The 15,170-nt window shown below is 50.8% G+C and carries 14 protein-coding genes; 9 read left to right on the forward strand and 5 right to left on the reverse strand.

Going from position 1 to position 15,170, the window contains the following annotated elements; all coding sequences use genetic code 11:
• Positions 1–3: 3 nt before the first annotated feature.
• The 4 genes from ACFVVF_RS15600 to ACFVVF_RS15615 all read left to right on the forward strand — a co-directional run bounded on the left by ACFVVF_RS15600 (position 4) and on the right by ACFVVF_RS15615 (position 4,418).
• A complete protein-coding gene (locus ACFVVF_RS15600; RefSeq protein ID WP_387811088.1) occupies positions 4–1,131 on the forward strand; it encodes a Gfo/Idh/MocA family protein in 1,128 nt (375 codons plus the stop codon).
• A 15-nt stretch (positions 1,132–1,146) separates the two neighbouring features.
• Positions 1,147–2,346 carry an MFS transporter gene (locus ACFVVF_RS15605; RefSeq protein WP_387811091.1) on the forward strand — a complete coding sequence of 400 codons (1,200 nt, stop codon included), beginning with the start codon at positions 1,147–1,149 and terminating at the stop codon, positions 2,344–2,346.
• A 153-nt stretch (positions 2,347–2,499) separates the two neighbouring features.
• Positions 2,500–3,456 carry a 3'-5' exoribonuclease YhaM family protein gene (locus ACFVVF_RS15610; protein ID WP_387811093.1) on the forward strand — a complete coding sequence of 319 codons (957 nt, stop codon included), beginning with the start codon at positions 2,500–2,502 and terminating at the stop codon, positions 3,454–3,456.
• A gap of 143 nt (positions 3,457–3,599) precedes the next feature.
• Positions 3,600–4,418 (forward strand): HNH endonuclease, encoded by an 819-nt coding sequence (locus ACFVVF_RS15615; protein WP_387811096.1) that lies wholly within the window; start codon positions 3,600–3,602, stop codon positions 4,416–4,418.
• 121 nt (positions 4,419–4,539) lie between these two features.
• On the opposite strand, the gene ACFVVF_RS15620 is transcribed toward ACFVVF_RS15615, so the two are convergent.
• The 3 genes from ACFVVF_RS15620 to ACFVVF_RS15630 all read right to left on the reverse strand — a co-directional run bounded on the left by ACFVVF_RS15620 (position 4,540) and on the right by ACFVVF_RS15630 (position 7,313).
• Positions 4,540–4,932 (reverse strand): DUF4190 domain-containing protein, encoded by a 393-nt coding sequence (locus ACFVVF_RS15620; RefSeq protein ID WP_387811099.1) that lies wholly within the window; start codon positions 4,930–4,932, stop codon positions 4,540–4,542.
• Between the two features lie 81 nt (positions 4,933–5,013).
• Entirely contained in the window at positions 5,014–5,955 is a 942-nt protein-coding gene (glsA, locus tag ACFVVF_RS15625) for a glutaminase A (RefSeq protein ID WP_387811102.1), read from the reverse strand.
• A complete protein-coding gene (locus ACFVVF_RS15630) occupies positions 5,952–7,313 on the reverse strand; it encodes a dipeptidase (protein ID WP_387811105.1) in 1,362 nt (453 codons plus the stop codon). The genes glsA and ACFVVF_RS15630 overlap by 4 nt, the downstream gene beginning before the upstream one ends.
• A 238-nt stretch (positions 7,314–7,551) precedes the next feature.
• Here ACFVVF_RS15630 and ACFVVF_RS15635 point away from each other — a divergent pair, with 238 nt between their 5' ends.
• The 3 genes from ACFVVF_RS15635 (at position 7,552) to ACFVVF_RS15645 (ending at position 9,880) form a co-directional block, all read left to right on the forward strand.
• Complete coding sequence (locus tag ACFVVF_RS15635; protein WP_387811108.1) at positions 7,552–7,962, forward strand: YkvA family protein; 411 nt, start codon at positions 7,552–7,554, stop codon at positions 7,960–7,962.
• A gap of 240 nt (positions 7,963–8,202) precedes the next feature.
• Positions 8,203–9,012: a phytanoyl-CoA dioxygenase family protein gene (locus tag ACFVVF_RS15640; protein ID WP_387811111.1), complete on the forward strand. Its 810-nt coding sequence runs from the start codon at positions 8,203–8,205 to the stop codon at positions 9,010–9,012.
• Positions 8,990–9,880, forward strand: coding sequence for a sugar phosphate isomerase/epimerase family protein (locus ACFVVF_RS15645; protein ID WP_387811519.1), 891 nt, complete (start codon positions 8,990–8,992; stop codon positions 9,878–9,880). Before ACFVVF_RS15640 ends, ACFVVF_RS15645 begins: the two co-directional genes overlap by 23 nt.
• A gap of 232 nt (positions 9,881–10,112) precedes the next feature.
• On the opposite strand, the gene yhbH is transcribed toward ACFVVF_RS15645, so the two are convergent.
• Positions 10,113–11,276, reverse strand: coding sequence for a sporulation protein YhbH (yhbH, locus tag ACFVVF_RS15650; RefSeq protein ID WP_387811114.1), 1,164 nt, complete (start codon positions 11,274–11,276; stop codon positions 10,113–10,115).
• A gap of 807 nt (positions 11,277–12,083) precedes the next feature.
• Here yhbH and ACFVVF_RS15655 point away from each other — a divergent pair.
• Complete coding sequence (locus ACFVVF_RS15655) at positions 12,084–12,362, forward strand: hypothetical protein (RefSeq protein WP_387811117.1); 279 nt, start codon at positions 12,084–12,086, stop codon at positions 12,360–12,362.
• Positions 12,363–12,947: a hypothetical protein gene (locus ACFVVF_RS15660; protein WP_387811120.1), complete on the forward strand. Its 585-nt coding sequence runs from the start codon at positions 12,363–12,365 to the stop codon at positions 12,945–12,947.
• Between the two features lie 931 nt (positions 12,948–13,878).
• On the opposite strand, the gene ACFVVF_RS15665 is transcribed toward ACFVVF_RS15660, so the two are convergent.
• Entirely contained in the window at positions 13,879–15,132 is a 1,254-nt protein-coding gene (locus tag ACFVVF_RS15665) for an MFS transporter (protein ID WP_387811122.1), read from the reverse strand.
• Positions 15,133–15,170 lie beyond the last annotated feature (38 nt).

Raw genomic sequence — 15,170 nt, forward strand, 5'->3', positions numbered from 1 at the left:
ACGATGGAACGGATACGGATCGGCATCATTGGCGTTGGACAAATTGGCAAAATGCATCTGCAGCAGTATCAGGCGATTCCAGGGGCGGAGCTGGTCGCTGTATGCGATGTCAATGAAACGGAAGCGCAGCGGGTTGCTGGCCAGTACGGCATTCCGCATGTATATTCGGACTATCGCAAGCTGCTGGAGCGGGATGATTTGGATGCCGTTGACGTCTGTCTTCATAACAACTTCCACGCCCCGGTAACGATTGATGCGCTGCGGGCAGGCAAGCACGTCTACTGCGAAAAGCCGATTGCCGGCACGTACTACGACGGACAGAGCATGATCGCCGCTGCGGAAGAGAGCGGGAAGAAGCTGCATATCCAATTGGGGCTGCTGTACCGGAAAGAGACGAAAGCGGCCAAGCAGCTTATTGACGGAGGCATGCTGGGCAAGCTGTATCATGCGCGCTCCACCGGCTTCCGCAGACGCAACCGGCCGTTTGTTGACGGCTATGGCACCCCGTATTTTACGAGAAAAGAAACGGCCGCCGGCGGAGCATTGCTGGATATGGGCGTCTATCATATTTCACAGCTGCTGTATCTGCTCGGCAATCCCGGCGTGGAACGTATCTCAGGCAAGCTGTATCAGGAAATGGATATGCTGGCTGAGCGGCAAGCGAGCAGCGGCTTTGACGTGGAGGAGCTGGCTTCCGGACTTATCCGCTTCCGGGACGGGCTGACACTGGATATTATCGAATCTTGGTCGATTCATCTTGGCGGCTTCGAAGGCAGCAGTATTGCGGGCAGCAAGGGCGGCATTCGTCTGCCGAATGAGGGATCGGGGGCAGCGGCGCAGCCGTTCAGCTTCCACAGCACCGTCTGCGATATCGATATGGACAGCACGATTGATCTCGACATGATGGATATCCGCTGGCACCGGCTGAGGGAGAACGAGGATGCTTACGACTCCTCGCAGCATCATTGGGTGGCCGCGCTTCAGGGCAGAGTGGAGCTGCTGCCAACGGCGCAGATCGCATTAAATACGATGCTGATTAGCGAGGGCATGTATAAGTCTGATGAGCTTGGCCGGGAAGTGACGGCAGAGGAAGTGGCGGAAGCGTCGCAGTCAACGGCTGTAAAGCTGTAAGGGCGGCGAGGGCATATGCATCCATCCGCTTCATTGACAGCCGTCAGCTCAGGCTACCGCTCCATAAAGGCGTTTAACTTTTTCGTATATGGAACAATTGCGGTTTACAGCACTTTTTTCGCTTTATATTTGCAGTCGCAAGGAATGTCTACGATTGAAATCGGAGCATTAATGGCTGGTGGCCCGGTCGTATCGCTTATTGCCAATCCGTTCTGGGGCTATCTGAGCGACCGGTTCCGCAACATCCGGCGGATTCTGATCATTATGCTGATCGGCAATTTGCTGGTTATGCAGCTCGTATTTCTCGTTCATACTTATACGCTTATTTATGCGTGCATGCTGTTCTTTTTCTTCTTTCAAATGCCGCTGTTCTCGCAAAGCAACAGCTTGATTCTGAATGCGATAGAAGGGACGGGTCATAAATTTGGCGCCTTTCGGCTGTGGGGATCGCTCGGCTGGGCGCTGCTGGCAGTGGCCTCTGGACCGGTCATTGGCGCAATGGGCATCGAGCGTTTATGGATCGTCTACAGTGTCATGATGCTGCTCGCGATCGGCCTTGCCTTTACGCTTCCGGCTGGCGGAGCGCCGGCTACGTCGTCTCTAGCGGGAACGGCGCCAGCCAGCCGCCGCTCTATGCTCCGCAACTGGCCGTTTGTATTGTTTCTTATCATCGGTCTTGTCCTGTCGATTCCAAACTCTATGAATACGACCTTCGTCGGGCTTTATATCGCAGATTTGGGAGGAAAGACGAGCATAATTGGCTGGTCAGCCTTTTTCTCTTCGATTTTCGAGATTCCGGTATTTTTGCTGCTGGACCGTTATTTGCGTAAAAATGTCCGTGTTATGATGTTGTGCCTTGCGGTAATCAGCGTGCTGTATGCGCTGCGCTGGTCGTTGATGGCGGTTGCCGAGAGTCCGCTGCATATCATTTTCATTCAAGCGCTCCATTGCCTGACCTTCGGAGGCTTCTACTACATCGGGACGCAGCTTACCGCTTTGCTAGTTCCAGCCGAGTTTCGGGCGTCAGGCCAAGCTTGGTATGCCTTAACCTGGGGCGGGCTGTCCGGCATCGTCGCAGGCTTCCTTGGCGGCTGGCTGTTCGACCGCTACGGCCCGCAGCCGATGTATGCCGCAAGCGGGATTATGGCGCTTGCCGGGGTACTTGGTTTTGCACTGCTCTATCGGTTTCTGCGGGAAAAAACCGCAGCACAATAAATGAAGCCGCAATCACCGTTGCCAGGTAACGACGGGGTTGCGGCTTTTTTTAGCTGGAACACCTTTCAATAAAACCGAGTCACTCCCGGGCATTCCATTGTATAATGGTCATATAGGTTTAAACTGGGAGAACGGAAGAAGAGAGGAACAGCGATGACATTAATTAAGCAATTAGCGAGTCAGGACGATTTTACCGGCTATTATTTGTTAAAGGAGCTTGAAGTGAAGCTCACGAATGGAGCGACGCCGAAGGATTATTTCGATATCGTGCTTTGCGACGGAAGCGGGCAAATGTCGGCCAAATTCTGGGACGTGTCGTCTACGGACAAGGAAACCTTTTTCCCGATGGGTCTTGTAAAGGTTCAAGGCGTTGTCCAGACTTACCGCGAGAAGCTGCAGATCAAAATCGTGCGCATGCGGCTTACGACAGAAGAAGACCAAGTAAATTTGACGGATTTCATCCGTTCGGCGCCAATTTCGCCTAATGATCTTATTCATTCCATAAAGCAAGTGCAAAACAGTATTGAGGACGAAGAGATTCGCCGGATCGTCGATTATTGCGTAGCGAAGGTCGATGACAAACTGAGCCATTACCCGGCTGCGAAAACGCATCATCACGCTTATTTTGCCGGCCTCGCCTATCATATTGTCCGAATGCTGGAAATCGGCGAGTTCATCTGCAAGCAAAGACCGTTCTTGAATCCGGATCTCATTAAAGCAGGCATTATTCTGCATGATATTGCGAAGCCTGAGGAAATGATCGCACAGCTTGGCATTGTATCGGACTACAGCCTGCAAGGAAAATTGCTTGGACATATTTCGCTGGCCTCCAATTGGATTACGGAAGCAGCTATTCATAACGGCATCGAGCTGGAATCCGAGAAAGTGATCGGACTGCAGCATCTGGTGCTGTCGCATCATAATTTGGGAGAATGGGGAAGCCCGGTTCAGCCGCAAACGGCAGAAGCGGTTGCGCTTCACCATATCGACGCGATGGATGCAAAGCTGCAAATGGTCGAGGATGCGCTGGATACGACACCGGAGTCCGAGCCATGGACGCCGTTTATCCGCGGCTTGGAGAATAAGCCGATTTACCGGATGAAACTGTAAAATTACGAATTCATGCTGAAATGATAAAAAATTGAGGGGAAGATAGCGGGCAGTAGGCAACAGGGGATTGCCCGGAGCAACCGATGGCAGATACCGAACAACCGACTTTGAAATATTGCGCTCATTGTCATGAGCCAAAGCCGATGAACGAGTTTTTGCGCCGTACCGGCCGGCGCTCCGGCGCACAATCGAGGAGGGGAGCTTGCCGCTCCTGCCGAAAAACACGCCGCGCCGCTGCAGCGCCAGGAGCAGCCGAAGGGAAAGCCGCGGATAAAGCGGCTTCTATTCAAGCTGCGTCAGCAGGGGCTGCTTCCACGGCAACAGCTGCTATAGCGGGACATTCGCCAGGGAAAACGGCCGCCGCTAAGCGAAAGCGAGCCAAAGCAGCAGCCCATACTGGCGAAGTTGTATCCGCAGCGGAAGGCCAAGGCGCAGCCGTACCAAACAACGGAGCTCATCTTAGCACAAGCGAGGGCAAAGCTGTTCCGGCTTCCAGCGGCGGCGCTGACCCGAAGCGCCGGCCGCGCACTAGACCGGCCGGACGCCAAACGAAGCAGCGCCAGCAGCCGAAGCCTTCGAATCATTCGCCCACGGATACGGCTTTTTTGCGGCCGACCCGGCAAGGGACGATCTGGATGCGCGGCAAAACCGATAAAGGCAGACGCTGGTATCAGGAGATCGATATTGAGCTTGCGGTTACACTCGTCAAGGAGCGGGCTGCTGTCGTCGTCAACCGGCATACGATTCGCAGGCTATTCAGCAACAAAGATTTCCGCAAGCATATTTTGACCCGGGATAACTATACCTGCTACTTCTGCGGAGATTACGGCGATACGATCGATCATATGCTGCCTCGGGCGAAAGGCGGGCACACGACGCCCGACAATTGTGTGTGCGCCTGCAATTTCTGCAATCAGTCCAAGGCGGATAAAGATCTCGAAGAATTTATGAAAGAAAACTGATCCGGATGTTGAAGCATTGCCTGATATAGCCGATTTGGCATAACAAAAAAACCGCGCCGCGCTCTTTCAGCAGAACCCCCCGTTCTGTAAAGAGCCGCAAATGGCGCGGTTTTTTTTCGTATCAATTTCCTAAATAGTTGCTGGCTACGTTATAGCTGTAATTGCTGTTGTCATAGCTGTCAACCGAGGCGAAAACGAGGACAAGGATAAGGATAAGGAAGATAAGGGCGTACATTGCCGTCCCAATGATGCTCGTCACAAGACCAGCTATAGCTAGCCCTTTCCCTTGCTCGCCTTTTTTCTTAATTTCGCCGAAGGCCAGCGTTGAAATAATCAAACCGACGATTCCGATAAAGAATCCAAGATAAGGCACGATAATTGAACAAATGCCTAGTACGAGCGCCGCAATTGATTTGCCGTTGGTGCGTGCCGGAGGCGTAGGCATCCAAGGCTGATTCGGATGAGGCGGCGGGTTATAATTTTGAAACTGCGGTCCATTATCAAAATTCGACAAAAGCGACTTCCTCCCAAAAGTTGGTATACCAACATTATACCTGCTGTTCTCCCCATTTTCTATGGAAAAATAAGCTGGAGGCTAGAACAGGCTCCAGTCCATTTGCCTGGATACCGTCTCCAGCAGCTGGACGCCTGCTATGCTGTTCCCTTTTGCATTGAGGGCAGGGCCAACAACGCCAATGCCGTAACGGCCAGGCACCATGGTCAGAATACCGCCGGACACGCCGCTTTTTGCAGGAAGGCCCACCTGAATGGCAAACTCTCCGGAAGCGTTGTACATGCCGCAGGTCGTCATGAACGTTTTGGCGATTTGTACATAACGCCTTGGGATGAGGCTCTCTCCCGTAATAGGATCAGTCCCGTCAAAAGCGAGCACGAGCGCCATGCGCGACAAATCGGCGCAAGTCGCATTAATGGAGCAGTGCTTGAAATAGACGTCGAGCACATCATCCACGCTGCCCTCAAGCACGCCGTTATCTTTAAGCAAATAGCCCATCGAACGGTTCAAATTCGCCGTATCCGACTCGGAGCGGTACACATCGTAATCATAATCAAGCGAATCATTGTGAGCCAGCTTTCGGAAAAATTGAAGCACACGCGACGATTTCTCGTCCGGACTGTCGCCGCCAATAATCGAGGAGACGGCAATCGCTCCGGCATTGATTAACGGATTGAACGGAATACCTGGCCGGACGAGCTCCAGCTTCAGCATGGAGTTGAAGTTGTCGCCAGTCGGCTCCATGCCGACTTTGCTGAACACCTTTTTCTCGCCATTGTCGATGAGTGCTAGTATTAATGTGAACACCTTGGAAATACTTTGCATCGTAAAAGAAAGACTGCTGTCGCCAGCCGTTAAGGCGTGTCCCTGTGCATCGATCAGGTGGATGCCAAGCGCCTCGGCGGGCGCTTTGGACAGCTCAGGAATATATGCGGCTACCCGGCCATGGGCCGAGCAAGGCTGGCTTGCTCTGACCCATTCCGGTAAATGCTGCTGTAATTGCTCGAATTCGAGGTCGCTCATCCTTTTAACCTTTTCAGAAACGCAACGATTGTCAGCAAGCCTTTATCAAAGTTCTCCAGATTGAAATGCTCGTTAGGAGCGTGCAAATTCTCATCTGGAAGACCAAAGCCCATCATTACAACCGGGGCGGACAGCACTCGCGAGAAGGTCTCAACAATCGGAATGGAGCCGCCGTCTTTCGTGAAGATCGCTCTCGTTCCATACACTTCTTCGTAGGCGTCGGCCGCAGTTTGCAGCATTGGATGGTTCGGGTCCATATTAAAGGCACGCGCTTTTTCCCCTGGCGTCACAGTCAGCTTCGCGCCTGTTGGCACATGGGTGTGAAGATGTGCGGAAATGCGCTCTAAAGTGGCGACAGGATCTTGATTGCCGACGAGACGACAGGTGATTTTTGCATGGGCTTCCTTCGGAATGACCGTTTTCGTACCTTCACCCTGAAAGCCGCCGTAAACGCCGTTCAGCTCCAGCGTCGGCCGTGCGCCGGTACGCTCTACGAAAGAATACCCTTCCTCGCCGTACAGCGCATCCAGCCCCAAATGATTTTGCAGCTTCTCTTCATTAAACTGCTGCTTGGCAAACTCTTCGCGCATCGCCGCGGACAGCTCGGGAACGCCCTCGTAGAAGCCTTCTACCGCTATCCGCCCTTTGTCATCATGCAAGGATGCGAGCAGCTCTACTAATGCATGAAGCGCATTCGGAACGCCGCCGCCGTACGTGCCGGAATGGAGATCGGTATTGGCCGTTTGAATGGCAACCTCCAGCGAGCAAAGGCCGCGAAGTCCGGTAGAGATCGCCGGCTTGCCCTTTTCAAGCAGGGAGGTGTCGGAGATAACGACGACGTCAGTCGCCAGTTTTTCCTCATTCGTCTTCATAAAGGCCGGCAGGCTTGGGCTGGAAATCTCCTCTTCGCCCTCGATGCAGAACTTCACATTGACCGGCAGCTCACCTTCTAGGCGAAGCAGCGCTTCAACGGCTTTAATATGTAGGAAAAGCTGTCCCTTGTCATCCGTAGCGCCGCGTGCGTAAAGCTTATCGCCGCGAATAGTCGGCTCGAACGGAGGCGTCTCCCATAGATGAAGCGGGTCAACCGGCTGAACGTCGTAATGTCCGTAGATGAGGACGGTTGGCTTGCCCGGCGCATGCAGATGCTCCGCATAGACAATGGGATGCCCGGACGTCGGATGCACCTCAACGATATCCATGCCGGCTTCCTTCAGCTTTTGCGCAACCCATTGCGCGGCTTCATTCATATCCTGCTTATGCTCGGAGAGAGCGGAAATGCTCGGAATGGTCAGAAATTGCTTCAACTGCTCCAGATGCTGCTCCCTTAATTGTTGAAAATAGCTTTCATAATTCATACAGAACGTACCTCCTCAAATCGTTAATTCTTCTCTATTGTACTACTTTTTCACCGATTTCTATAATCGGTTCTGGAGAAATAATCGGGCTCATTATTGTAATAATCAATAAGGCGAAATGATGCGCTATGCTGGACGAAAGACGGGGGCCTTACTGAACCTGAGACGGAAGCCACGGCGCTTATTATGGCCTATAATGAAGGAAATACAGGAATGAGTCCGGAAGGGGGAGCGCCAGATGCAGCAGATTTTACAGCCGCAGGTTGAAGAAGAGGGCAAGCGCCAGCGTGATGAAGAGGTTGTAAAGAAGAAGTTTTGGAGCAAAATGAAAAAATACGCAAGCAAGGTTCCGTTCGCGAGAGAAGCGGTATCGATGTATTTTTGCGCGATAGACGCCAAAACGCCTCTCTATGCCAAGGGCATCGCATTTGGCGCTCTCGCTTACTTTATCAGCCCGATAGATGCTATTCCCGATGCGCTGCTGGGGCTGGGGTTCACTGATGATGCAACGGTCATTGCGGCGGCAGTCACCGCCATTGGCAAGCATGTGAACGCTGTACACCGTGATAAAGCGGAACGTTTCTTCTACGGCGAGGTTCGAGAGAAGCAGCAGGCGGATGGTTTGGCCGTGTTGCGGACCGAAGGCTGAGCGGCAGGACGGAAATTGGAAAATAGGCGTGTACAGCCTCGGCTGTACGCGCTTTTTTGCGCAGATTAGACTTTGGCAGTTCCTGTTCAGCCGCCCCGCCTGCTTATTAAAATAGCAGGATAGTGTGACTTTTTAGCATCTTTCGGCATTCAACCGTCAAGCCTCCTTCTTTATACTGAAGTTGTCAGATCAACAGCTTACAGGATGAAGATAAATGAAGAAACAGGAGGCTAGCAGAAGATGACAAAATCATTACGCGTGCTTACAGAGGAACAACTGCAAGCGTTTAATACGGAAGGCTATTTAATAGTAAAAGGACTGTTTAATCCCGATCAGGTGGCCGAGATTGAAGAAGCGTTTGATAAAATCAGCCAGCAGGCGATTCCCGGCTATTTTGAGCCTGAGCTTGGAGGAGAAAGCACCGATCCGCTAAAGCGGTATCCGCGTGTTCTGCATCCGCATCGTATTGACGAAACGGCCAGAAAATACATGCTCCACGCTCCGGTGCTGGAAGTATTGGCCGATTTGTACGGCGAAGAGGCGCTGGCCGCCCAAAGCATGTTCTATTACAAGCCGCCGGGCTCGCGCGGTCAAGCGCTGCATCAGGATAACTTCTATCTGAAAGTGGAGCCGGGCAACTGCATTGCGGCATGGACAGCTATCGATGCGGCCGATGAGGAGAACGGCGGTATGCTGATTGTGCCGAAGACGAATACGTATGAGATCGTCTGCCCCGATGAGGCGGATGTCAAAGAATCGTTCTCCGCGCATTATGTGAAGCCTCCGAAAGAGGAGAAGCCGATTCCGGCTATTATGGATAAGGGTGATGTCTTGTTTTTCAACGGCAATCTCATTCACGGCTCATACCGCAACAAATCAAAGGACCGTTTCCGCCGCGCTTTTATTTGTCACTATGCGAATGAATCGGCGACGAAGATCAGCCATTTCTACCGGCCGCTGTACCGGGCTGACGGATCGCAGGTGGAGCTGGAGCTGAACATGGAAGGAGGCCCTTGCGGCATTGAACATGAACTCGTCTACCCGCACTGATACAAATGCTGCCAGTCCGGCGCCCGCGCTGGACGTTCAAATGTCCTGGTGGACGATGAGCGGCCTTGGAGAGGCCGGAAGGGAATGGAGTCTGGAAGAGCGGTTTGCCCGTATTGCCGAGGCTGGCTATGACGGCATTAACGGCTTCCTGCCTGCGAAGGAGGAGGCGGAGCGGTGGAATAGGCTGCTTGAGGAGTATGGTCTAAGCTTCAGCGTCAATGCCTATCCGAGAAACGCAGCGGACTTGCAGGCTTTTCTGCAAGAAGCAAAGGCATATGGGGCTGAGCGGATCCAGTATGTCAATGCGCAGGTGCTCACCCCATTCGTGACTGGAGAGTCTGCACTGGAGCTGCTGCGGGACATTCAAGGCTTGTCCGCCGAGGCTGGCATACCCGTGTTTGTCGAGACGCATCGCGGCACGATTACGCAGGATTTGATCCGTACTGCTGAGTATGTCGGGGCTATCGGCGACTTGAAGCTGACGATCGATTACTCACATTATGTAGTGGCGGGGGAAATGCATCACGTTCCCGATGAAGCGGAAGCGCTGCTGCAGCAGTTGCTGGTGCAGACCTCTAGTATCCATGCCCGGGTATCGAATGGCGAGCAGATCCAGGTCGATGTTGGAGCGCAAGGCGAGCATCCGATGCTGGATCACTACAAGCGCTGGTGGGCGGACGGCATGCGCCAATGGCTGCGGAAGGCAGCGCCGGGGCAAAAGTTCCCGTTCGTCTGCGAGCTGGGGCCGGCCTCCTATGCGATCACGACTGACGAGGCTGCAGGACGAACGAAGGAGATTAGCGACCGCTGGTCGCAATCGCTTTATTTTCAACAACTGGCCCGCAGGTTATGGAATGAGCTTCAGTAAGGAGTTTGTAGTGTTGAGGATCAACACACAGCTAAATCAATCTAACACAGATAAATAACAATTCTCCCGGCAACAACGAAAAGGCCGGAAGCTAGGCAGGAGCAGCGCTCCCCCCAGCTTCCGGCTTTTCTTATTATTTTGTGGAGAAGAGTGATTAGCGCCGAGGGTGATTGCGAATTGCGGATTGGACGCATTTTCCATTGCGAAAGAAGGGTATTGCAGCTGGTGCAGTTTAACCCGGGACGCCTTCCCGTTTGCGGAAGAATGATTTCAGCGCGTTGTAGACCTCGCCTTTTTCGCGGATAACGTAGTACATAAAATGCTGCATATTAATATGCTTGTAGGCAGACATAAGCGTGCTGGAGCGGTTGTACTGGTTAACTTCGCCGTAGCCGAAAAGGTTGGAGCGTTTGAGCAGCTCGCCGATCAGCTTCACGCAGCGCTCGTTGTCGGAAGTCAGGTTGTCGCCGTCGGAGAAATGGAACGGATAGATGTTGTATGCGCTTGGCGAGTAACGGCTGTCAATGATTTCAAGCGCCTTGATATAGGCCGACGAGCAGATCGTACCGCCGCTTTCGCCGCGGGTGAAAAACTCCTCCTCCGTTACTTCCTTAGCCTCGGTATGGTGCGCGATGAACACGATTTCGACCTTCTCGTACTGGTTGCGCAGGAAACGGGTCATCCAGAAGAAGAAGGAGCGCGCCACATACTTTTCGAATGAGCCCATACTTCCAGATGTGTCCATCATCGCGAGAATAACGGCGTTGGATTGCGGACGGACGATCTCTTCCCAGGTTTTATAGCGCAGATCGTCGGGGGAAATACGGTGGATGCCGGGCTGGCCGGAGGTGGCGTTGCGCCGGAGATTTTCCATGATCGTCCGCTTCTTATCGATGTTGGACATGATCCCTTTTTTACGGATGTCGTTAAACCTGATTTCCGTCGTCTCCAGCTGATCCCTGTCCTTTTGCCGGAGAAAAGGCAGCTCCAATTCCTCGAACAGCATGGATTCCAGCTCGGCCAGACTGATTTCTGCCTCTATGACGTCCTCGCCGGGCTGATCGCCAGCGCCTTCGCCTTTTCCGGGGCCTTTGGCCGCCTGCGGGTCGACCCCGAGCACGTCGCCAACCTGGCTGTCGCCGTCGCCTTGCCCGACATGTTTATTTTTATTGTAGTTGTACACGAAACGGAATTCGTCAAGGCTCCGAATCGGCACTTTAATGACCTGCTTGCCGTCTGACATGACGATGCTTTCCTCGGATACGAGATCAGGCAAGTTTTGCTTGATCGCTTCCCGTACTTTTTGCTGATGCCTGGCCTGGTCTTGATAGCCTTTACGATGCAGCGACCAATCCTCCTGAGAAACAACAAACATTCTATGATCCGCTGAACCCATTTCGGAGCACCTCCTTGCGAGAATGTATGGTTATTATTTAATGTATTCAAGTCCTCCCCGGATATGTGAAGCAAAAGTTGCCCAATTCTAGCAATCTCTTTGGCTGAGGAGGTAGACTTAAGAGTCAGTGTTGTGCTGGGACAGATATGCAGACGGACAGACGGATAAAGCGGGACAGGCGGTTTACGAAAACTGATCACACCTTTATTCTCCAAACATCGAAAATGGACTTTTTTATCTGGAGTTGATGAATTATAGGCTGGGATATGAGTGAGTAGTTATAATGACCGGATTGGAATGAGGAATGAGGAATGAGGAATGAGGGACCAGCCGAGAGATTATATCCCAGGCCAAATAAGTGATATTTTTTCTCTATACGGAATTTGTTTTCCCCTGCTATGAACTTTTTGACCTATTAAGGCCATTCAGTCGGAAAGTCAATGATTATAAGGAAAATTGTTCATTAAGAAGGAAAATTTCTTCTGATGGGTGGTATGATACGATGATACGGGTAGCTGCTTAAGGGAGTGAATTATAATAAGAAGATTACTTTTTATCTATTTGTTTATTTCTTTAGTTTTATTTTCTTCAGCTTGCGGAAATCAGAATTCAAATGATGAAACAAATAAGTAATAATGTTATTGAGCAAATCGAAAACAGTCCCTCAGATATCGATTTTAACGTTGATGAGAATTTCTATGGAAAGTGGAAAATAACTGAAGAAATAGCAAGCGGACGGTTACGTCATTAGATAATGAAGAAATAAATTCCTACATAAATTATGAAATAACTTATACGGCGAATGAAGTGAAGACAAAAGAGGCTGCTTTGCAAAATCCTTATTACCAAAAGGAATTAATATCCGCATCCCGATTTTTTCAAGAAAGCTATGTAGAGTTGACCGACCTTGGGGTTCATGAAGATTTCATTACCGTTGTGCATGTGTTTAGCGATGAGTTAAAGAAAAACTATTGGTTAAATGCAGGTGGCACTTTTCTTTTAACGGACGACAGGGATAAGTTAATATTATTTTTGGGAAATGTGTATTTTGCGATGGAGAGAAGTTTGGAGGCAGGTGGAACCTAATTGGACGAAGTAGTAAATCTTATATATAACTTTTTCCCAAAGGGAGTTCCATTCGATGATATAAAATATACAACGAGTGAGGAACATACAAGGTTATACAGGAAGAGAAGCGGGTTTGAGGGGAAAAGCAAGTTTCTAGCGGAGCTTCAGCGAGTTTTGCCTAACCATGCAATTGTTGATTGGACAAACCTAGATGAATATAATTGCATGCAATTTAAAATTTTGACTTTAGAAAATCAACAAATTATGGATGATGATTTAGAATTAATTAAAACTTTAGGCGGGAGTCGAATCGAGCTAGTGTTTTACGTGAGTGTTCTGGGTAATTTTTATTATTATAAATATGTTCAAACAAATTATGAAGATGGGGAATGGACATTCAATAATCCAATTGTATTAAATGATGCAATGATTAATATGAATAGCCGAATTGATTTATTAATGAGCGGCAATGCATATATAAAATTAGATCATAGTATCTGTAAATATGTAGTTTCAGATATAGAAACAGAATTATTGAATTTTGGCGAAGTGACAATTTTTAATTGTCTGTTTACAGAATTAGAGACAGCAGGAACAGCTTAATAGGTACGAGGGGGCCTGATTGAAAAATGAGTATTTCCCACGATTGTCGAAGGGGAGATAAAATTTATGTGATTGAGCAATTTATAGCCAAACCTTATTTTGATGAAGAAGATAATTTTGATATTATGGCCTCTACAAGGTTAGAAGTCGGAGATCCGGTTGAGTATAATGGATTGGTATGATGAATATGTTGGTGATCACTTATACAAAAAAATTCAATATAAACATCATTTAACTGGGGAAGTCCTATCTGCAATAGAAACTTATTTTGTGACGGAAGAAGTTTGGTACGGGCTGCTAGATTACTTTAAGAATAGTAAGGCTTAGCGACTTTTAGCCAAAAGCGTAGAAGGTGTTGCTCGTAAAGGACCGGCAGAGCGAAGCAGCTTCGCTATTTAACGAAGACAATTTCGCTGCAGGAACGCATGCGAGCCTCCACACTTCATATAGCGAACTTAGCTTCGCTGTTCGTGAACCTGAGTTCATGAGTAGCGAAGCCAAGTTCGCTATTTGCTATATAAGCTAGTTATCACTGGATATAGAGAAAGCAGGTTCGCTAATTAGCGAACCTGCTTCGTTATTGGGGAAGGAAGCTCGGATTCTCGCAGTCTCCCGCCCCTCACTAACTTAGCCGAAAATGCAGAAGGTACTGTAACGTACAGTAACGCTCAGTAACGCACAGCGAACCGGCTTCGCAAATTAACGAAGACAATTTCGCTGGAGGAACGCATGCGAGCTCTCACACTTCATAATAGCGAAGCCAGTTTCGCTGTTCGTGAACCTGGGTTCATGAGTAGCGAAGCTAGGTTCGCTATTTGCTATACTAGGCTAGTTTCTACTGGAAATAGAGAAAGCAGGTTCGTTAATCAGCGAACCTGCTTCGTTAACGGGACGGGGACGGAAGGACTAGCCTCCTAGCCCCTAGCCTCCCCTACAACAACTCTCCGCGCTTATTCATATACCGGTACAGCATGACAGCCACGACAGAGCATAGCAGCGCGCAGGCGGCGATAAACCCGTATCCCGCCTGAAGTCCGGCGGCTAGACCTGCATCCGGGCTTGAGCGGAAAAAGCCCTTGAACAGATCGGTGATCGCCCCGATCAGGAAGTTCCCGATGACGCTGGCGACGCCCATCATCGTGACGGTGAACGTGATCGCCGTCTCTGTTCCGTTCGCGTACCGTTTGGCGAGCAGCGCCATCACGGTCGGGTAGATGGGGGCGATGCCGACGCCGGCCAGCGCGAATAGGAAGGCGCCGGATTCGCCGGCAATAATAGCTCCTACTGAACAGAGGCCTGACACCGCTGATAGCACGATAATCGACCGGGTATAGCCGAAACGGTCGGTAAGCGGTCCAAGCAGCAGACGCGCCAGCATGAAGCAGAGGAAGAAGGCGGACAGCATAGCGGCGGAGGCGTCACTGCTCCAGCCGTATACTTTTTCCAAATAGTTGACCAGCCACCCTCCTACCGCTAGCTCTGACACGACCCCGAAGGACAGCATGCCGACAATGAGCCAAGCCGCGCGGTCTTTAATAAACGATTTGAGCGACAGCCGCTCCTCCGGCTGCATCTCGTCTCCCGGAACGCGTGCGAATAGAGCAGGAATCATAGGCAGCACAGACAGTGCAAGCACGAATGCGTACATCCCCCGCCAGCCCAGCTCGGAGCCAAACAGCTGTACGCCCATTAGCGATGCTGCGAGCAGCGGCGCAACCATGGAGCTAAGCCCGTAGAAGAAATGGGAGAGATTCATCATCATGCCGGTATTGCGGGTGAAAATCCGGGCCGCCAGTATCGCAAGCGCGATTTCCAGCAGGCCATTGCCGATGTACATGAAAAAGTAGGACAAGGACAACGCGGTATAGTTTGCCGCCCAGTAAATGAACAGTCCGGATAAAGCCATCGCTGCAAAGGCGATGATCGTTGTCATTTTGACACCGAACCGTTTGGCCAGCGCGCCTGTAAAGGTACAAGCCAGCAGATAGCCGAGCGAGTTGAGCGCCAGCAGCAGTCCGATTTGCATCTCGCTTAACGAGAAATCGGACTGCATGCGCGGGATGGCCGGGCCTTTAATATTTTCCGAGAAGCCGAATATGAGAAAACCGCCGAAAACGACGGCCAGCAGCAGCGAATAGTTGCTTAGAAGCCTGCTTCTGGATTTTGTCTTTGTTTGTTCCACCACCGTAACAATCCTCCGTTATGCGCCTTCATGCCGTCAAC

Origin of the sequence: Paenibacillus sp. NPDC058174 (assembly GCF_042883865.1) — a bacterium.
Taxonomy (GTDB): domain Bacteria; phylum Bacillota; class Bacilli; order Paenibacillales; family Paenibacillaceae; genus Pristimantibacillus.